Annotated in this window: 18 protein-coding genes and 1 tRNA gene; 17 read left to right on the top strand and 2 right to left on the bottom strand. The window is 67.6% G+C overall.

The genetic code is table 11. From position 1 onward, the window contains the following. Positions 1–32 precede the first annotated feature (32 nt). Positions 33–1,235, bottom strand: a complete 1,203-nt coding sequence (locus G8A07_RS16125; RefSeq protein WP_195793054.1) for an amino acid aminotransferase — start codon at positions 1,233–1,235, stop codon at positions 33–35. A 147-nt stretch (positions 1,236–1,382) separates the two neighbouring features. Between G8A07_RS16125 and uvrB the strand changes: the two genes are divergently transcribed. The 9 genes from uvrB to tsaD all read left to right on the top strand — a co-directional run bounded on the left by uvrB (position 1,383) and on the right by tsaD (position 10,166). Then, the gene (gene uvrB, locus G8A07_RS16120; RefSeq protein ID WP_195793053.1) at positions 1,383–3,512 is read left to right on the top strand and encodes an excinuclease ABC subunit UvrB; all 2,130 of its coding nucleotides are present in this window, start codon (positions 1,383–1,385) and stop codon (positions 3,510–3,512) included. A gap of 226 nt (positions 3,513–3,738) precedes the next feature. Further along, on the top strand, positions 3,739–4,272 hold the full coding sequence (gene iscR, locus G8A07_RS16115) for a Fe-S cluster assembly transcriptional regulator IscR (RefSeq protein ID WP_195793052.1): 534 nt from the start codon (positions 3,739–3,741) through the stop codon (positions 4,270–4,272). A 34-nt stretch (positions 4,273–4,306) separates the two neighbouring features. Further along, positions 4,307–5,527, top strand: a complete 1,221-nt coding sequence (locus G8A07_RS16110) for an IscS subfamily cysteine desulfurase (protein ID WP_195793051.1) — start codon at positions 4,307–4,309, stop codon at positions 5,525–5,527. Positions 5,528–5,563: 36 nt separating this feature from the next. Further along, positions 5,564–5,983 (top strand): Fe-S cluster assembly scaffold IscU, encoded by a 420-nt coding sequence (gene iscU / locus G8A07_RS16105; RefSeq protein WP_195793050.1) that lies wholly within the window; start codon positions 5,564–5,566, stop codon positions 5,981–5,983. A gap of 10 nt (positions 5,984–5,993) precedes the next feature. After that, positions 5,994–6,317 carry an iron-sulfur cluster assembly protein IscA gene (gene iscA / locus G8A07_RS16100; protein ID WP_195793049.1) on the top strand — a complete coding sequence of 108 codons (324 nt, stop codon included), beginning with the start codon at positions 5,994–5,996 and terminating at the stop codon, positions 6,315–6,317. A 76-nt stretch (positions 6,318–6,393) separates the two neighbouring features. Continuing rightward, positions 6,394–6,912, top strand: a complete 519-nt coding sequence (gene hscB / locus G8A07_RS16095; RefSeq protein ID WP_195793048.1) for a Fe-S protein assembly co-chaperone HscB — start codon at positions 6,394–6,396, stop codon at positions 6,910–6,912. Between the two features lie 4 nt (positions 6,913–6,916). Next, a complete protein-coding gene (gene hscA, locus G8A07_RS16090; protein ID WP_195793047.1) occupies positions 6,917–8,785 on the top strand; it encodes a Fe-S protein assembly chaperone HscA in 1,869 nt (622 codons plus the stop codon). Positions 8,786–8,793: 8 nt separating this feature from the next. Beyond that, complete coding sequence (gene fdx / locus G8A07_RS16085) at positions 8,794–9,132, top strand: ISC system 2Fe-2S type ferredoxin (protein ID WP_195793046.1); 339 nt, start codon at positions 8,794–8,796, stop codon at positions 9,130–9,132. A 2-nt stretch (positions 9,133–9,134) separates the two neighbouring features. After that, positions 9,135–10,166, top strand: coding sequence for a tRNA (adenosine(37)-N6)-threonylcarbamoyltransferase complex transferase subunit TsaD (gene tsaD / locus G8A07_RS16080; protein WP_195793045.1), 1,032 nt, complete (start codon positions 9,135–9,137; stop codon positions 10,164–10,166). Here tsaD and G8A07_RS16075 read toward each other — a convergent pair. Beyond that, positions 10,163–10,579 carry an Hsp20/alpha crystallin family protein gene (locus G8A07_RS16075; protein ID WP_195793044.1) on the bottom strand — a complete coding sequence of 139 codons (417 nt, stop codon included), beginning with the start codon at positions 10,577–10,579 and terminating at the stop codon, positions 10,163–10,165. The two genes, tsaD and G8A07_RS16075, sit on opposite strands and share 4 nt — an antisense overlap. A 119-nt stretch (positions 10,580–10,698) precedes the next feature. Between G8A07_RS16075 and G8A07_RS16070 the strand changes: the two genes are divergently transcribed. The 8 genes from G8A07_RS16070 (at position 10,699) to G8A07_RS16035 (ending at position 18,451) form a co-directional block, all read left to right on the top strand. Next, on the top strand, positions 10,699–11,982 hold the full coding sequence (locus G8A07_RS16070; protein WP_195793043.1) for a branched-chain amino acid ABC transporter substrate-binding protein: 1,284 nt from the start codon (positions 10,699–10,701) through the stop codon (positions 11,980–11,982). A 25-nt stretch (positions 11,983–12,007) separates the two neighbouring features. Beyond that, on the top strand, positions 12,008–13,171 hold the full coding sequence (locus G8A07_RS16065; protein ID WP_195793042.1) for a pyridoxal phosphate-dependent aminotransferase: 1,164 nt from the start codon (positions 12,008–12,010) through the stop codon (positions 13,169–13,171). Positions 13,172–13,365: 194 nt separating this feature from the next. Then, positions 13,366–13,635 carry a 30S ribosomal protein S15 gene (rpsO, locus tag G8A07_RS16060; protein WP_195793041.1) on the top strand — a complete coding sequence of 90 codons (270 nt, stop codon included), beginning with the start codon at positions 13,366–13,368 and terminating at the stop codon, positions 13,633–13,635. Between the two features lie 232 nt (positions 13,636–13,867). Next, on the top strand, positions 13,868–16,015 hold the full coding sequence (gene pnp, locus G8A07_RS16055) for a polyribonucleotide nucleotidyltransferase (RefSeq protein ID WP_195793040.1): 2,148 nt from the start codon (positions 13,868–13,870) through the stop codon (positions 16,013–16,015). 16 nt (positions 16,016–16,031) lie between these two features. After that, complete coding sequence (locus G8A07_RS16050) at positions 16,032–17,018, top strand: NAD(P)H-quinone oxidoreductase (protein ID WP_195793039.1); 987 nt, start codon at positions 16,032–16,034, stop codon at positions 17,016–17,018. Positions 17,019–17,050: 32 nt separating this feature from the next. Beyond that, complete coding sequence (gene tpiA / locus G8A07_RS16045; protein WP_195793038.1) at positions 17,051–17,791, top strand: triose-phosphate isomerase; 741 nt, start codon at positions 17,051–17,053, stop codon at positions 17,789–17,791. A gap of 40 nt (positions 17,792–17,831) precedes the next feature. Then, positions 17,832–18,212, top strand: coding sequence for a preprotein translocase subunit SecG (gene secG, locus G8A07_RS16040; RefSeq protein ID WP_195793037.1), 381 nt, complete (start codon positions 17,832–17,834; stop codon positions 18,210–18,212). A 154-nt stretch (positions 18,213–18,366) separates the two neighbouring features. Continuing rightward, positions 18,367–18,451, top strand: a tRNA-Leu gene (locus G8A07_RS16035). The last annotated feature ends 19 nt before the right edge of the window (positions 18,452–18,470 follow it).

The following is an 18,470-nucleotide window of genomic DNA, read 5'->3' as shown; positions in this document are numbered from 1 at the left end:
TCAAGATTGCGCGGCCGGGGCCGCCTTGTGGCTCAGCCCTTCAGCACCGCGGCCATCGCCTGGGCGACGGCTGGCAGGTTCTTCTCGTTGAGCGCGGCGACGCAAATGCGGCCCGAATCCACGCCGTAGACGCCGAACTCGGCGCGCAGGCGCTGCATCTGGGCGGCGGACAGGCCCGAATAGCTGAACATGCCCTTCTGGCGGGTCACGAAGCTCAGGTCCTGGGTGACGCCGGCGGCCTGCAAGGCCTTGACCAGGGCCTCGCGCATCGCGCGGATGCGCAGGCGCATGCCGGCCAGCTCGTCCTCCCACAGCTGGCGCAGGGCCGGGGTCGACAGCACGCTGGCGACGACCTGGGCGCCATGGGTCGGTGGGTTGGAATAGTTGGTGCGGATCACGATTTTCAGCTGCGACAGCACCTTGGTGGTCTCCTCGGCCGAGGCGCAGACCACCGACAGGGCGCCGACGCGCTCGCCGTACAGCGAGAAGCTCTTCGAGAAGCTGGTCGAGACGAAGAAGTCCAGGTTAGCGGCCAGGAACTGCTGGATCACCGCGCCGTCCTCGGCGATGCCCTCGCCGAAGCCCTGGTAGGCCATGTCCAGGAAGGCGACCAGATTGCGTGCCTTGACGGCGGCAACCACCTGGTCCCACTGGGCCGGCGTCAGGTCGTAGCCGGTCGGGTTGTGGCAGCAGGCGTGCAGCACGACGACCGTGCCGGCCGGCGCGGCGTTCAGCGCGGCCAGCATGCCGTCGAAGTTGATGCCCAGCTTGGCGGCGTCGTAATAGGGGTAGGTCTCGACCGCGAAACCGGCGTTGGTGAACAGCGCGCGGTGGTTTTCCCAGCTCGGGTCGGAGATCAGCACCTTGGCGGCGGGGTTCAGGCGCTTCAGGAAATCGGCGCCGATCTTCAGGCCGCCGGTGCCGCCCAGGGCCTGCACGGTGGCGACGCGCTTGGCGGCCAGGATGGCGCTCTCAGAACCGAACACCAGGCCCTGCACCGCCTTGTCATAGGCGGCGATGCCGTCGATCGGCAGGTAGCCGCGCGCCTTCGGGTCGGCCTGCATCTGCGCCTCGGCCTGGGTCACGCATTTCAGCAGGGGCAGCTTGCCGTTCTCGTCGTAGTAGACACCGACGCCCAGGTTGACCTTGGCGGGGTTGGTGTCGGCATTGAATTGCTCGTTGAGGCCCAGGATGGGGTCGCGGGGGGCCATTTCGACGGCGGCAAACAAGCTCATGGAAACTTTCCTGACAAGACGGTGGCAGTAAAACAGGGAGGGCCGGGCGGTGCCGGGGCAGCGCGGACGCGGGGGCTACGCTACCCTGTCGGATTGCGCGGCCCGCGAATTCTAGGCGGGCCGGCGCGACCATCCAGGGATCACCCCATGCAAGAAACTCCTAACGTCCAACCCGCCGCCGTGGCTGACAGCGAAGCGCCGAAGGGCGAGTTCGTCTCTTTCGAAGGCTCGCCCTATGAGTTGTTCCAGCCCTTCCCGCCGGCCGGCGACCAGCCGACCGCGATCGCCCAGCTGTGCGAGGGTATCAACGACGGCCTGAGTTTCCAGACCCTGCTGGGCGTAACCGGCTCCGGCAAGACCTACACGATGGCCAATGTGATCGCCCGGCTGGGCCGGCCGGCCATCATCTTCGCGCCCAACAAGACCCTGGCGGCGCAGCTCTACAGCGAGTTCCGCGAGTTCTTTCCGAAGAACGCGGTCGAGTATTTCGTCAGCTACTACGATTACTACCAGCCCGAGGCCTATGTGCCGCAGCGCGATCTGTTCATCGAGAAAGATAGTGCGATCAACGAACAGATCGAGCAGCTGCGCCTGTCCTGTACCAAGAGCCTCTTGGAGCGGCGCGATGTGGTGATCGTCGCCTCGGTGTCGGCGATCTACGGTATCGGCAACCCGAGCGACTACCACCACATGGTGATGACCCTGCGCGTGGGCGACAAGATGGGCCAGCGCGACGTGATCGCCCAGCTGATCCGTATGCAGTACACCCGCAATGAGATGGAGTTCAGCCGCGGCGCCTTCCGGGTACGCGGCGACACCATCGACGTCTTTCCCGCCGAGCATTCGGAGCTGGCGGTGCGCATCGAGCTGTTCGACGACGAGGTCGACGGCCTGTCGCTGTTCGACCCGCTGACCGGACAGATCCGCCAGAAGATCCCGCGCTTCACGGTCTATCCCAGCAGCCACTACGTGACGCCGCGCGAGAAGGTGCTGGAGGCGTTGGAGGGCATCAAGGCCGAGCTGCGCGAGCGGGTCGGCCAGTTCGTCGCCGACGGCAAGTTGGTCGAGGCGCAGCGCCTGGAGCAGCGCACCCGCTTCGATTTGGAAATGCTGCAGGAGGTGGGCCACTGCAAGGGCATCGAGAACTACACCCGGCATCTGTCGGGTGCCGCGCCGGGCGAGCCGCCGCCGACCCTGGTCGACTACCTGCCCAGCGACGCGCTGATGTTCCTGGACGAGAGCCATGTGCTGATCGGCCAGTTCGGCGGCATGTACAACGGCGACCGGGCGCGCAAGACCACCCTGGTCGAGTACGGCTTCCGGCTGCCCTCGGCGATGGACAACCGGCCGCTGAAGTTTGCCGAGTTCGAGCGCAAGATGCGCCAGGCGGTGTTCGTCTCGGCCACGCCGGCCCAGTACGAGAAGGACAACGCCGGCCAGGTGGTCGAGCAGGTGGTGCGGCCGACCGGTCTGGTCGACCCGGTGGTCGAGGTGCGGCCGGCCACGCACCAAGTGGACGATGTGCTGCAGGAGATCCGGCTGCGGGTCGAGGCCAACGAGCGGGTGCTGATCACCACGCTGACCAAGCGCATGGCCGAGCAGCTGACCGACTATCTGAGCGACAACGGCGTCAAGGTGCGCTATCTGCACTCGGACGTGGACACGGTCGAGCGGGTCGAGATCCTGCGCGACCTGCGGCTGGGCACCTTCGACGTGCTGGTCGGCATCAATCTCTTGCGCGAAGGACTGGACATCCCCGAGGTCTCGCTGGTGGCGATCCTGGACGCCGATAAGGAGGGCTTCCTGCGCGCCGAGCGCAGCCTGATCCAGACCATCGGCCGGGCGGCGCGCAACCTGAACGGCAAGGCCATCCTCTACGGCGACCGGATCACCGACTCGATGCGCAAGGCGATCGACGAGACCGAGCGCCGCCGCAGCAAGCAGATGGCCTTCAACGAGGCCAATGGCATCACGCCGCGCGGCCTGAACAAGCGCATCAAGGAGCTGATCGAGGGTGTCTACTCCGACAAGCCGGGCCGCGACGACAGCAAGCTGATGCAGGCCGCCCAGGTGGAGGAGTTGTCCGAGAAGGACCTCGGCAAGCGCATCGCCCAGCTGGAAAAGCAGATGCTGGAGCATGCCCGCAACCTGGAGTTCGAGAAGGCTGCGCGGGTGCGCGACCAACTGGCCCAACTGCGCGAGCAGGCCTTCGGCGCCGCGGTGCACGACAATATCGTGCCCATCCAGCCGGAAAAACGTCCGGCCAAGCGCGCCTGAGAGGCGCTGGCCGAAACCCGCCCCGGGTTTCCCTGTGGTTTGCTAAGGGCTTTGAGGGCCGCCCGGGAGGGCTGCTCGGCACGCTTGGCGATAATTGAGTAAAATGCTCGGGCATACCCAAGGGTTAACCCGTGAGCCTCGCTCGGCCAGCCCCGGTCTGCCCAGTTCGCTGGCATATCCGCTGTTGCCGAGGCCGTTGGCTTTACCGAGCCGAAGGAGAAGTTCTATGCGTCTCACCACCAAAGGTCGCTTTGCCGTCACCGCGATGATTGATTTGGCCCTGCGCGAAAACAGTGGCCCGGTGGCGCTGGCGGCCATCAGCCAGCGCCAGCAGATCTCGCTGTCCTATCTGGAGCAGCTGTTCGGCAAGCTGCGCCGCCATGAGCTGGTGGAGAGCACGCGCGGCCCGGGCGGCGGCTATTCGCTGGGCCGCAAGAGCGAGGAGATCACCGTCGCCGACATCATCGTCGCGGTCGACGAGCCGATCGACGCCACCGGCTGCGGTGGCAAGGAAAACTGCATGGGCGAGGACACCGGCCGCTGCATCACGCACGAGCTGTGGACCAGCCTGAACGCCAAGATGATCGAGTACCTGGATTCCGTCTCGCTGCGCAAGCTGGTGGAAGACCAGCTCGCCAAGGGCGTGACCATCGAGGAGGCGCCGATCAAGCGCGCAATCTCCACGGTCCCGGTGGTCAAGCCGATCCGCATCACCGCCCCGAATTCGGTGTTCGCCCTGGGCAATGCCCTGACCAAATAAGACGACCCGACGAAGTCAAGAAGCTAGCAAGAACATGGACATGACGCCTCACTTCCCGATCTACATGGACTATGGCGCGACGACGCCGGTCGACCCGCGCGTGGTCGAAGCCATGATCCCCTGGCTGCGCGAGCATTTCGGCAATCCGGCCTCGCGCAGTCATGCCTGGGGTTGGGAAGCGGAAGCGGCGGTCGAGAAGGCGCGCGAGCAGGTGGCCTCGCTGATCAACGCCGACCCGCGCGAAATCGTCTGGACCTCGGGTGCGACCGAGTCGATCAACCTGGCGATCAAGGGTGCGGCGCAGTTCTACAAGACGCGCGGCAAGCACATCATCACCCTGAAGACCGAGCACAAGGCCACGCTGGACACCTGCCGCGAGCTGGAGCGCCAGGGCTTCGATGTGACCTACTTGGATGTCCGCGAGGATGGCCTGCTGGATCTGGGCGCCTTCAAGGCCGCGCTGCGCGAGGACACCATCCTGGTCTCGGTGCTGTTCGTCAACAACGAGATCGGCGTGATCCAGGACGTCACCGCGATCGGCAACATCTGCCGCGAGAAGGGCATCGTGTTCCATGTCGACGCGGCCCAGGCCACCGGCAAGATCGCGATCGACATCACCCAGCTGCCGATCGACCTGATGAGCCTGGCCTCGCACAAGACCTACGGCCCCAAGGGCATCGGCGCGCTGTTCGTGCGCCGCAAGCCGCGCGTGCGCCTGGAGGCTCAGATGCATGGCGGCGGCCATGAGCGCGGCATGCGCTCCGGCACCCTGGCGACGCACCAGATCGTCGGCATGGGCGAGGCCTACCGCATCGCCAAGGAAGAGATGGCGAGCGAGAACGAGCGCATCCGCGCGTTGCAGAAGCGCCTGATCGACGGCCTGAGCGGCATCGAGCAGGTCTTCATCAATGGCGACCTCGAACAGCGCGTGCCGCACAACCTGAACATCTCGTTCAACTATGTCGAGGGCGAGTCGCTGATCATGGGCGTCAAGGGCCTTGCGGTGTCGTCCGGCTCGGCCTGCACCTCGGCCAGCCTCGAGCCCAGCTATGTACTGCGCGCGCTGGGCCGCAGCGACGAGCTGGCCCACAGCTCGCTGCGCATGACCATCGGCCGTTTCACGACCGAAGAAGAAATCGACTACGCGGTAACGGTGCTGAAGGACCGTGTCGCCAAGCTGCGCGAACTCTCGCCGCTGTGGGACATGTACAAGGACGGCATCGACATCTCGACCATCCAGTGGACCGCCCACTGAACGGCCGCTCATCACAAGACTCGTTGGAGAAAGATCATGGCATACAGCGACAAGGTTGTTGATCACTACGAAAACCCCCGCAACGTCGGCGCCTTCGAGAAGGGCGACGAGACCGTGGGCACCGGCATGGTGGGCGCGCCCGCCTGCGGCGACGTGATGAAGCTGCAGATCAAGGTGAATCCGGCCACCGGCCTGATCGAGGACGCCAAGTTCAAGACCTACGGTTGCGGCTCGGCGATCGCGTCGAGCTCGCTGGTGACCGAATGGGTCAAGGGCAAGAGCCTGGATCAGGCGCTGTCGATCAAGAACACCCAGATCGCCGAGGAACTGGCGCTGCCACCGGTCAAGATCCACTGCTCGATCTTGGCCGAGGACGCGATCAAGGCCGCGGTGGATGACTACCGTGCCAAGCATGGCGCGCCCACCGCCGCCGAGGCGGTGGCCGTCGCCCAGTAAGGACCGTCCGATGTCCGTGACCCTGACCGAAGCCGCGGCACGCCATGTGACGCGCTACATCGCCAAGCGCGGCCGCGGCGTCGGCGTGCGCCTGGGCGTCAAGACCACCGGCTGCTCGGGCCTGGCCTACAAGCTGGAATATGCCGACGACGTGACGCCCGAGGACGTGGTGTTCGAGGGCCATGGCGTCAAGATCCTGATCGACCCGAAGAGCCTGCCCTACCTGGACGGCACCGAGCTGGACTTCGTGCGCGAAGGCCTCAACGAGGGCTTCAAGTTCCGCAATCCGCGCGAGAAGGATCGTTGCGGCTGCGGCGAATCCTTCCGCGTGTGAGCCTCCGGTTCCTTTCGCAGGGGCGCGGCTCGGACCGCGCCTTTTTCTTGTGGGTTAGCCAGCGCCAGCACCTCCGATGAAACTCGACGACGACGACTTCAGCCTGTTCGGCCTGCCGCAGCGCCAAGCCCAGGAGCGCGCGGAGATCGACGCGCGCTGGAAGGCACTGCAGGCTCAGGTGCATCCGGACAAGTTCGCCGCCCAGGGCGCCGCGGCCCAGCGCCTGGCGATGCAATGGGCGCTGCGCGTCAACGAGGCGCATCAGCGCCTGCGCGACCCGCTCCGGCGCGCCGCCTATCTGTGCGAGCTGCGCGGCGCGGCGCTGCAGGTGGAGAGCAATACCCGCATGCCGGCCAGCTTCCTGATGGAGCAGATGGCCTGGCGCGAGGCGCTCGACGAGGCGGACGGCCTGGCGGCCGTCGAGGCCCTGGACGACGAGGTCGCGGCGCGCGAGCGCGCGCTGCTGGACGAGACCCGGCGCCTACTGGACGAGGCGGGCGACGCGCCGGCCGCGGCCGAACAGGTGAGAGCCCTGATGTTCATTGCGCGCTTTCGCGCCGACATAGACCGGCGTCTGGAGGCGCTGGGACAATAACGACATGGCACTGCTGCAGATTTCCGAACCCGGGCAATCGCCCAACCCGCACGAGCGCCGCATCGCGATCGGCATCGACCTTGGCACCACCCATTCGCTGGTGGCCGCGGTGCGCCATGGCGTCGCCGAATGCCTGCCCGACGAGCAGGGCCGGGTGATCCTGCCCTCGGCCGTGCGCTACCTGCCCGAGGGCCGCCGCCAGATCGGCGTCGAGGCCCTGGCCGCTCAAGGCCTGGATCCCGAGAACACCGTCGTTTCGGTGAAGCGCTTCATGGGCCGCGCGCTGGCCGATGTGGCCGGCCGCGAGAAGCTGCCCTACCGCTTCGAGGACACGCCGGGCATGCTGTCGCTGCACACCCGCGAGGGGTTGAAGACGCCGGTCGAGGTCTCGGCCGAGATCCTGGCCACCCTGCGCTTTCGCGCCGAGGACAGCTTCGCCGACGACATCTTCGGCGCCGTGATCACGGTGCCGGCCTATTTCGACGATGCGCAGCGCCAGGCCACCAAGGATGCCGCGCAACTGGCCGGCCTGAAGGTGCTGCGCCTGATCAACGAGCCGACCGCGGCGGCCATCGCCTACGGCCTGGACAATGCCAGCGAGGGCCTCTATGCGGTCTACGACCTGGGCGGTGGCACCTTCGACATCTCGCTGCTGCGCCTGACCAAGGGCGTGTTCGAGGTGGTGGCGACCGGCGGCGATGCGGCGCTGGGCGGCGACGACTTCGACCAGGCGCTGGCCGACTGGGCCCTGGCCGAGACCGGCCGCCAGGCGAGCAGCGCGCATGACAAGCGCGCGCTGCTGGTCGCGGCCCGCGCCGCCAAGGAGGCGCTGTCCGATGCCGCCGAGACCACGCTGGTTGCTGAGCTGGATACCGGCGAGCTGCGCCTGGCGGTTTCGCGCGAGACCTTCGAGCGCATCGGCAAGCCCCTGATCGACAAGACCCTGGCCTCGGTGAAGCGCGTGCTGCGCGACGCCAAGCTGAAGGCCGACGAGGTGCAGGGCACGGTGATGGTCGGCGGCTCCACCCGCATGCCCTGCGTGCGTGCGGCGGTCGGCGCGCTGTTCGGGCCCGATGGTCAATCTAAGGTGCTGACCAATCTGAACCCCGACGAGGTGGTGGCGCTGGGCGCCGCCATCCAGGCGAATCAGCTGGCCGGCAACAGCGCCGACGGCGAGATCCTGCTGCTGGACGTGATCCCGCTGTCCCTGGGCCTGGAGACCATGGGCGGGCTGGTCGAGCGTGTGATCGAGCGCAACGCGACCATCCCGGTGGCCAAGGCGCAGGACTTCACCACCTTCAAGGACGGCCAGACCGCGATGGCCATCCATGTGCTGCAGGGCGAGCGCGAGCTGGTGGCGGAATGCCGCTCGCTGGCCCGCTTCGAGCTGCGCGGCATCCCGCCGATGGTGGCCGGCGCGGCGCGCATCCGCGTCACCTTCCAGGTCGATGCGGACGGCCTGCTGAGCGTCTCGGCCAAAGAGCTGATCTCCGGCGTCGAGGCAGCGGTGCAGGTCAAACCCAGCTACGGCCTGTCCGACGAGCAGATCGCCGGCATGCTGAAGGACGGCTTCGCCAGCGCCGAGGCCGACATGGATGCGCGCAAGCTGCGCGAGTCCCAGGTCGAGGCCGAGCGCATGACCCTGGCCACCCGGTCCGCGCTGCAGGCCGATGGCGACCTGCTGTCCGCCGCCGAGCGCGCCGCGATCGAGGGCCTGCTGCAGGCCCTGGCCGAGGCCGCCGCCGACAGCGACGCGAACCTCATCGACGCCGCGGTCGAGACGCTGGCCAAGGGCACCGAAGCCTTCGCCGCCGAGCGCATGAACCGCGGCATCCAGCAGGCCCTGACCGGCCGCAGCATCGAACAAGTCTGATCAGCCCTATGCCCATCATCAAGATCCTGCCCCACGTCGAATACTGCCCGCAGGGCGCCGAGATCAGCGCGCCGGCCGGCACCTCGATCTGCGAGGCCCTGCTGGACCACGACATCGAGATCGAGCATGCCTGCGACCAGGTCTGCGCCTGCACGACCTGCCACGTGATCATCCGCGCCGGGGCGCGCTCGCTGTCCGAGATGGAGGAGGGCGAGGAGGACATGCTGGACCGCGCCTGGGGCCTGGAGCCCGACTCGCGCCTGTCCTGCCAGGCCATCCTGGGCCAGCAGGACGTGACGGTCGAGATCCCGAAATACTCGATCAACCACGCCAAGGAAAAGCACTGACGATGAAAGTGCTGGGCTTCGAGTCGTCCTGCGACGAGACCGGCGTCGCGCTGGTCGAGGTGCCGGAGCTGGGCGCGCCGACCCTGCTGGCCCAGGCCCTGCACAGCCAGATCGCGATGCACCAGGCCTATGGTGGCGTGGTGCCGGAGCTGGCCTCGCGCGACCATATCCGCCGCGTGCTGCCGCTGACCCGCGAGGTGCTGCGCGAGGCCGGCGTCGGCCTGGCCGACATCGACGTGGTCGCCTATACCCAGGGGCCGGGTCTGGCCGGGGCGCTGCTGGTGGGCGCCGGCGTGGCGGTGTCGCTGGCCGCGGCGCTGGGCAAGCCGACCCTGGGCATCCACCACCTGGAAGGGCATCTGCTGTCGCCCTTCCTCTCCGCCGACGCGCCGGAGTTTCCCTTCGTCGCGTTGCTGGTCTCGGGCGGGCATACCCAGCTGATGCGGGTCGACGAGGTGGGACAGTACGAGATCCTCGGCGAAACCATCGATGATGCGGCCGGCGAGGCCTTCGACAAGAGCGCCAAGCTGCTGGGCCTGCCCTATCCCGGCGGGCCGCATCTGGCCAGGCTGGCGGAGCAGGGCGACGCCCAGGCCTTCGCGCTGCCGCGCCCGCTGCTGCACAGCGGCAAGCCGGACTTCAGCTTCGCCGGCCTGAAGACCGCGGTGCTGACCCAGGTGAAGAAGCTCGGCGAGGCCCCGACGGAACAACAGCGCGCCGATCTGGCCGCGGCCACACAGGCCGCGATCGTCGAGGTGCTGGTGAAGAAGTCGCTGCTGGCGCTGAAGGACACCGGGCTCAAGCGCCTGGTGGTGGCCGGCGGCGTCGGCGCCAACCGGCTGCTGCGCGAACAGCTGAATGCCGCCTGCGCCAAGCGCGGCGTGCGCGTGCATTACCCCGAACTGAGCCTGTGCACCGACAACGGCGCGATGATCGCGATGGCCGCCGCGCTGCGGCTGCAGCGCGGCATGGCCGTGCTGCAGCCGGGCGGCGGCTTCGCGGTGCGGCCGCGCTGGCCGCTGGGCGCGGTTTAGCTCACCGCCAGTTCGCCGGAGCCTTCCAGCTGGCGCTTGACCAGGGTCAGGGTCAGCACGCCGTTGTCCAGCTTGGCGCTGGAGTCGGCCTGGGTCACCTCCTTGGGCAGGTTGATGCTGCGCGAGAAGCGGGTCACGGCGCGCTCGCGGTACAGGCTGCGCTCGCCTTCCTTGGCTTCGCCGCGCACCTGCTCGGCATCGATGCTGACCTTGCGGCCCTCGATGCGCACCTTGACGGCCTCCCTGGCCACGCCGGGCAGATCCAGCCGCAGGGTGTAAGCGGCGTCGGTCTCGCTGATGTCCAGTGCGGGGCTGCGCAGCGCGACCGCGTCCTGGCGGTCGAGGTCGAACAGGCGCTCGATGCGACGCGAGAATTCGGCGGCAGGGTGGCGGGCAACGGGGATCACGAACATGACAGGCTCCTAGAATTTAAGACTGATCGCTGCTGGTTTGATCGTTGGGAGCAGCGCCCATGAACCCGAATTGAGAGTGCCTCAGGCGCTTTCAAGACCCCGAAAAAATAGAGTCGACGATGTCTTGGAATTGTTTTGCCCGCCACTATCTTCGTCCGCTCGTCGCGGCCGGCGCCCTGTGCCTGGCGCTCGGCGCGCAGGCCGCCGAGCCGATCAAGCTGGCCCTGATCGAGGGTCTGTCGGGCCCCTTCGGCAATGCCGGCGAGGCGGTTTACCGCAACATCCTGTGGGCCACCGAGCGGGTCAATGCGCGCGGTGGCGTGCACCTGCCCGGCGGGGCGCGCCCGCTGCAGCTGCTGCGCCTGGACAGCAAGGGCGCGACCGAGGAGGCACTGGCCATGCTGCGCTCGGCGGTGGACCAGCGCGCCGGCTTCGTGCTGCAGGGCAACAGCTCTGCCACCGCGGCGGCGCTGGTCGACGCGCTGAACAAGCACAACGAGCGCGAGCCGCAGCGCCGCGCGCTGTTCCTCAACTACTCGGCGGTCGACCCGGTGCTGACCAACGAGAAATGCAGCTTCTGGCATTTCCGCTTCGACGCGCATGCCGACATGCGCCTGGCGGCGCTGACCGACGAGCTGGCCGAGGACCGCGCGCTGCAGAAGATCTACCTGATCGGCCAGGACTACAGCTTCGGCCAGCATGTGCTGAAGAAGGGCCGCGAGATGATCGCGGCCAAGCGCCCCGATGTGCAGATCGTCGGCGACGAGCTGCATCCGGTCGGCCGGGTGAAGGACTTCCTGCCCTATGTCACCAAGATCAAGGCCAGCGGCGCGCAGGCGGTGCTGACCGGCAACTGGGGGAATGACCTGACCCTGCTGATCCGCGCGGCGCGCGACGTCGGGCTGAACGCGCGCTTCTACACCTTCTACGGCAACGGCCTGGGCGCGCCGGCCGCGCTGGGCGACGCCGGCATCGACCGCGTGCTGGCGGTGGCCGAATGGCATCCGAATGTCGGCACGCCCAGCTCGGACCGCTTCTACGAGGCCTTCCGCACACGCTTCCCCAAGCCCGAGGACGACTATGTGCATGCGCGCATGCAGGCCATGGTCGAGGTGCTGGTGGCCGCGATGGAAAAGGCCCGAAGCGTCGACCCCACCGCGGTGGCGCGTGCGATGGAGGGGCTGACGTACGACGGCAAGACCCTGGGCGGCATGCATTCCGGCCAGATGCGCGCGGCCGACCACCAGTTCATCCAGCCGCTCTATGTCTCGGTGATGAAGAAGGCCGGCGGCCCCGGCGTACGCTTCGACAACGAGGGTTCGGGTTATGGTTTCCGCACCCTGCGCTTCGTCGAGGCAGCGCGCGCCGAGCAGCCGCAGCAATGCCGGATGAAACGCTACTGATCCCAACCCAGGAGGGCCCGACCCGATGCGCGAGCTGATCACCCAATTGCCGGCCTCGAAGATCCGCGAGGTGGCCAATGCCGGCATCGGCCGTGAGGATGTGCTGGCCTTCTGGTTCGGCGAGAGCGACGAGGTCACGCCGCAGCCGGTGCGCGAGGCGGCCGCCGCCTCGCTGGCGCGCGGCGAGACCTTCTACTCGCACAACCTCGGCCTGCCGGAGCTGCGCGAGGCGCTGGCCGGCTATGTGGCGGGGCTGCATCCGGCGGTCGGCCCGGGTCGCATCGCGGTGACTTCATCGGGCGTCAGCGCGCTGATGATCGCGCTGCAGGCCCTGGTGTCACCCGGCGACGAGGTGGTGGCCGTGGTGCCGCTATGGCCGAACCTGACGGCGCAGGCGCAGATCCTGGGTGCGCGGGTCAGGCGCGTCTCGCTGGCGGTGGAGCAGGGCGCGGGCTGGGGTCTGGATCTGCAGGCGCTGCTGGATGCGATCACGCCGGCCACCCGCGTGCTGCTGCTGAACGCGCCGAACAACCCGACCGGCTGGACCCTGAGCCGCGCCGAGCAGCTGGCCCTCCTCGAGCATTGCCGCCGCACCGGCACCTGGATCGTCGCGGACGAGGTCTACGAGCGGCTTTACTACGTCGAGGGCGAACGCGCCGCGCCGAGCTTCCTGGATCTGGCGGCGCCGCAGGACCGGGTGATCGTCGTGCACAGCTTTTCGAAGAGTTTTCTGATGACCGGCTGGCGCCTGGGCTGGCTGGTGCTGCCCGAGGGGCTGGCGGACGGCGTGGCCAAGCTGATCGAGTTCAACACCTCCTGCGCACCGGTGTTCGTGCAGCGCGGCGGGCTGGCGGCGGTGCGGATGGCGGCCGATTTCGTGCCGCAGCTGGTGGCGCGCATGAAGACCTGCCGCAACACCCTGCTGCCGGCCCTGGCCGCGCTGCCGGCGGTGCGGGTGCGGGAGCCGCTGGGCGGCATGTATGCCTTCTTCCGCCTGGAAGGCGTGCCGGGCGGCGATGACTCGCTGGCCCTGGCCAAGCGCCTGGTGCGCGAGGCCGGTCTGGGTCTGGCGCCCGGCGCGGCCTTCGGCGACGAGGGGGAGGGCTGGCTGCGCTGGTGCTTCGCCTCGCGCGACCCGCAGCGCCTCAGGGATGGGGTGGCTCGCCTGGCCGGCGCGATTGGTCTATAATCCGCGGGTTTTGTGTCTTTCGGGTGCTTGAGGTTGATCTTCAAACCGCCCGGCGGATGCGGAATGCAAGAGCACGGCATGGGTCGGTTTCACCCGTGACCGCAAGTCAAAACCCCCTGGAAACCGTCTGCGCCATGCATGTCTGCAACAGACATGTCGCTGCCAGCGGGTTCCGTCCATCAAAGGAACACATCATGGCAGTCGCCGATATCAACAAGGCCGAAATCGTCAAGTCGAACGCTCGCAGCGCCAACGACACCGGATCCCCGGAAGTCCAGGTCGCCCTGCTGACCGCTCGCATCAACGAACTGACCCCCCACTTCAAGGCCAACGCCAAGGACCACCACGGTCGCCGTGGCCTGCTGAAGATGGTCAACACCCGCAAGAGCCTGCTGGCCTACCTGAAGGCCAAGGACGCTGCTCGTTACACCGCCCTGATCCAGAAGCTGGGCCTGCGCAAGTAATCGCGGCACGATGACGAGGAGCCTGTCTGGTCTTTGCCCAGCACAGGCTCTTTGTCTTTCTGTCCGACCCCAAACGGAGTCGAGCTGACGTGGCGCTGCTGTGTCATTCCAACAGGGCTTGATGGCTGTATCGAGGCCAAGCTTTACTGGAATGGCATCCCGCCAAACCCAGCCCCGCTCCCGGTTCCGCGCCGCACCGCAAGCGGCCGTTCACAACTGAGGAGAACAGAACATGAGCATGTTCAACAAGGTCACCAAGACCTTCCAATGGGGCCCCCACAGCGTGACGATGGAGACCGGCGAGATCGCGCGCCAGTCCACCGGCGCCGTGCTGGTGAACATCGAAGACACCGTTGTGCTGGCTACCGTCGTGGCCAAGAGCGCCCCCAAGGCCGGCCAGGACTTCTTCCCGCTGACCGTCGACTACATCGAGAAGACCTATGCCGCCGGCAAGATCCCCGGCAGCTTCTTCAAGCGTGAAGGCCGTCCCAGCGAGCTGGAAACCCTGACCTCGCGCCTGATCGATCGCCCGATCCGCCCGCTGTTCCCCGAAGGCTTCTTCAACGAAGTCCAGGTGGTCGTGCATGTGCTGTCGCTGAACCCCGAAGTTCAGGCCGACATCGCCGCGATGATCGCCACCTCGGCCGCCCTGTCGGTCTCCGGCATCCCGTTCAACGGCCCGATCGGCGCCGCCCGCGTGGGTTATGTGAACGGCGAGTACGTGCTGAACCCGGGCAAGACCCAACTGCTGGAATCCAAGATGGATCTGGTGGTGGCCGGCACCGAAGCCGCCGTGCTGATGGTCGAGTCGGAAGCCGACCAGCTGAGCGAAGAGCTGATGCTGGGCGCCGTGGTCTACGGCCACGAGCAGGGCCAGATCGCGATCAATGCCATCCATGAGCTGGTGCGCGACGCCGGCAAGCCGGTCTGGGACTGGAAGGCTCCGGCCAAGGACGAGCCCTTCATCGCCAAGGTCAACGGCCTGGCCGAGGAAGCGCTGCGCGCCGCCTACCAGATCCGTTCCAAGCAGGCTCGCACCGAGGCCTGCCGCGCCGTCTACGCCAACGTCAAGGAAGCCCTGAAGGCCGAAGGCGTCGAGTTCGATGGCGTCGAGGTCGACGGCCTGCTGTTCGAGATCGAAGCCCGCATCGTGCGCGGCCAGATCCTGGCCGGCGAGCCCCGCATCGACGGCCGCGACACCCGCACCGTGCGCCCGATCGAGATCCGCGCCGGTGTGCTGCCGCGCGCCCACGGCTCCTCGCTGTTCACCCGCGGCGAGACCCAAGCCCTGGTGGCCGCCACCCTGGGCACCGAGCGCGACGCGCAGACCATCGATGCGCTGGCCGGCGAGTTCAGCGAGCGCTTCATGCTGCACTACAACATGCCTCCGTTCGCCACCGGCGAAACCGGTCGCGTGGGCTCGCCCAAGCGCCGCGAAATCGGCCACGGCCGCCTGGCCAAGCGCGCCCTCGTGGCCGTGCTGCCGAGCAAGGAAGACTTCCCCTACTCGATCCGCGTGGTCTCCGAGATCACCGAGTCGAACGGCTCCTCGTCGATGGCCTCGGTCTGCGGCGGCTGCCTGTCGCTGATGGATGCCGGCGTGCCGATGAAGGCCCATGTGGCCGGTATCGCCATGGGTCTGATCAAGGACGGCAACCGCTTCGCGGTGCTGACCGACATCCTGGGCGACGAAGATCATCTGGGTGACATGGACTTCAAGGTGGCCGGTTCCACGACCGGCATCACCGCCCTGCAGATGGACATCAAGATCCAGGGCATCACCAAGGAAATCATGCAGGTCGCGCTGGCCCAGGCCAAGGAAGCCCGCATGCACATCCTGGCCAAGATGGTCGAGGCCGTGTCGGGCGCTTCCACCGAGGTGTCGCAGTTCGCGCCGCGCCTGTACACGATGAAGATCAATCCGGAGAAGATCCGTGACGTGATCGGCAAGGGCGGCGCCACCATCCGCGCGCTGACCGAAGAGACCGGCACGCAGATCGACATCGCCGAGGACGGCACCATCACGATCGCCTCGACCGACGCCGACAAGGCCGAAGCCGCGAAGAAGCGCATCGAGCAGATCACGGCCGAGGCCGAGATCGGCAAGGTCTACGAAGGCCCGATCACCAAGATCCTGGACTTCGGCGCCCTCGTGAACATCCTGCCGGGCAAGGACGGCCTGTTGCACATCAGCCAGATCGCCCACCAGCGCGTCGAGAAGGTCACCGACTTCCTGCAGGAAGGCCAAGTGGTCAAGGTCAAGGTGCTGGAGACCGACGAGAAGGGCCGCATCAAGCTGTCGATGAAGGCCCTGATCGAGCGCGAAGCCGCTCCCGCCCCGGTGGCCGCTCCGGCCGCCGAAGAAGGCGCGGCGGAGTAAGCCGGGCCTCGATGCCATGAAGGCCATCGCCATCAGCCGCCCCGGCGGCCCCGAGGTGCTGCAGTTGATCGAGCGCGCCGACCCCGTCGCCGGGGTCGGCGAATGCCTGATCGCGGTCGAGGCCTATGGCATCAACCGCCCCGACGTGCTGCAGCGCAAGGGCGCCTATCCGCCGCCGGCCGGCGCCAGCGATCTGCCGGGCCTCGAAGTGGCCGGGCGCATCGTCGCCGGCGATGCGGCGGCGCTGGCCGAGGCCGGCCTGACCATCGGCGACGCCGTCTGCGCGCTGGTGGCTGGTGGCGGCTATGCCCAGCTGTGCACCGCGCCGGTGGCGCAATGCCTGCCGGTGCCGGCGGGCTGGACCATGGCCGAGGCGGCGAGCCTGCCCGAGACCTTCTTCACCGTGTGGAGCAATGTCTTCGAGCGGGCGCGCCTGGCCAGCGGCGAAAGCCTGCTGGTGCATGGCGGCAGCAGCGGCATCGGCGTCACCGCGATCCAGCTGGCCAAGGCCTTCGGCGCGCGCGTGCTGGTGACCGTGGGCAATGCCGAGAAGGCGGCCGCCTGCGTCAAGTTGGGCGCCGATGTGGCAATCAATTACCGCGAACAGGATTTCGTTGCCGAAACCAAGGCCGCCACCGGCGGCCGCGGCGTCGACGTGATCCTGGATATGGTGGCGGGCGACTATGTCGCACGCAATGTGCTGTGCCTGGCCGATGACGGCCGGGCCGTGATCATCGCGGTGCAGGGCGGCGTGAAGGCCGAATTCGATGCGGGTCAGGTCTTGCGCCGGCGCCTGACGATCAGCGGCTCCACCCTGCGGCCGCGCTCGCTGGCCTTCAAGGCCGGCATCGCCCGCGCGCTGCGCGAGCGGGTCTGGCCCCTGCTGGCCGAACGCCGCATCGCGCCGGTGATCTACCGCGAGCTGCCCGCCGCGCAGGCCGCCGAGGCTCATGCGCTGATGGAGTCGGGCGAGCATGTCGGCAAGATCGTGCTGAGCTGGTAGGCGAAAAGAAGAGAACAGAAGAGGGCAAGGCAATGCGCAAGAAGCTTGTTGTTGGCAACTGGAAGATGCATGGCAGCCGCGCCGCCAACGCGGTGCTGCTGGCAGGGCTGAAGGAAGCCGGCCCGTGGAACGCCGATGTGGCGGTCTGCGTGCCGTTCCCCTACATCACCGAGACCGCGCTGGCGCTGACCGGCACGGCCGTGGCCTATGGCTCGCAGGACTGCTCGGCGCATGAGCAGGGCGCCTACACCGGCGAGGTGTCGTCGGCGATGTTGCATGACATCGGCTGCCGCTATGCGATCGTCGGCCATTCGGAGCGCCGCGCCTATCACCAGGAAAGCGACCAGCTGGTGGCCGACAAGGCCAAGGCCGCGCTGGCCCATGGCGTGACGCCGATCGTCTGCGTCGGCGAGACCCTGGCCGAGCGCGAGGCGGGCCGCACCGAGGAGGTGGTCAAGCGCCAGCTGGCCGCGGTGATCCACACGCTGACGCATTGCATCGGCGAGATCGTCGTGGCCTACGAGCCGGTCTGGGCCATCGGCACCGGGTTGACCGCGACGCCGGAGCAGGCCCAGGCGGTGCACCATGTGCTGCGCCAGCAGCTGCAGGCGGCGACGCAGAAGGCCGACGCGATGCGCCTGCTGTACGGCGGCAGCGTCAAGCCGGACAACGCGCTGGCGCTGTTCGGCCAGGCTGACATCGACGGCGGCCTGATCGGCGGCGCGGCCTTGAAGGCGGCGGACTTCGCCGCGATCTGTCGCGCAGCGGGCTGAGCGGCCCCGAATCTGACAAGAATTACTGGAGTGTTTTGAGATGCAAGTTCTGATGAATCTGGTGCTGGTCGTTCAACTGCTGAGCGCGCTGGTGATGATCGGCCTGGTGCTGGTGCAGCATGGCAAGGGCGCCGATATGGGCGCGTCCTTCGGCAGCGGCGCCTCCGGCAGCCTGTTCGGCGCCACCGGCAGCGCCAACTTCCTGTCGCGCAGCACCGCGATCTGCGCCACGCTGTTCTTCGCCTGCACGCTGGCCCTGGCCTATATGTCGAACAATCGCGCCAACGCGCCGGCCGGCGACAGCGTGCTGGACCGTGCCGTGCCGGTGACGGCTCCGGCTTCCGGCGCCGCCGCGGTTCCGGGTGCCGTGCCGGCCCCGATCGCCGCACCGGCGCCGTCGGCCTCGGCCGCCTCGAACTGAGGCGGGGTAGCATGCTGGGCGCACATGCACTGCGTCCAGATGCTTGCCTGAGCAAATTTCCACCGTTTATCCCCGGACCCTAGGGATTTTCGGTATAGAATGCGAGGCTGTCTGGGAAGCAATTCCTCATGCCAACAGACAGTGTGCATAACAAGCCGTCGTGGTGAAATTGGTAGACACGCTATCTTGAGGGGGTAGTGGCGAAAGCTGTGCGAGTTCGAGTCTCGCCGACGGCACCAGAACAATAATCGGCTGGCA

Origin of the sequence: Roseateles sp. DAIF2 (assembly GCF_015624425.1) — a bacterium.
Classification (GTDB): domain Bacteria; phylum Pseudomonadota; class Gammaproteobacteria; order Burkholderiales; family Burkholderiaceae_C; genus Kinneretia.
This window is presented reverse-complemented; position numbering and strand designations above follow the sequence as displayed.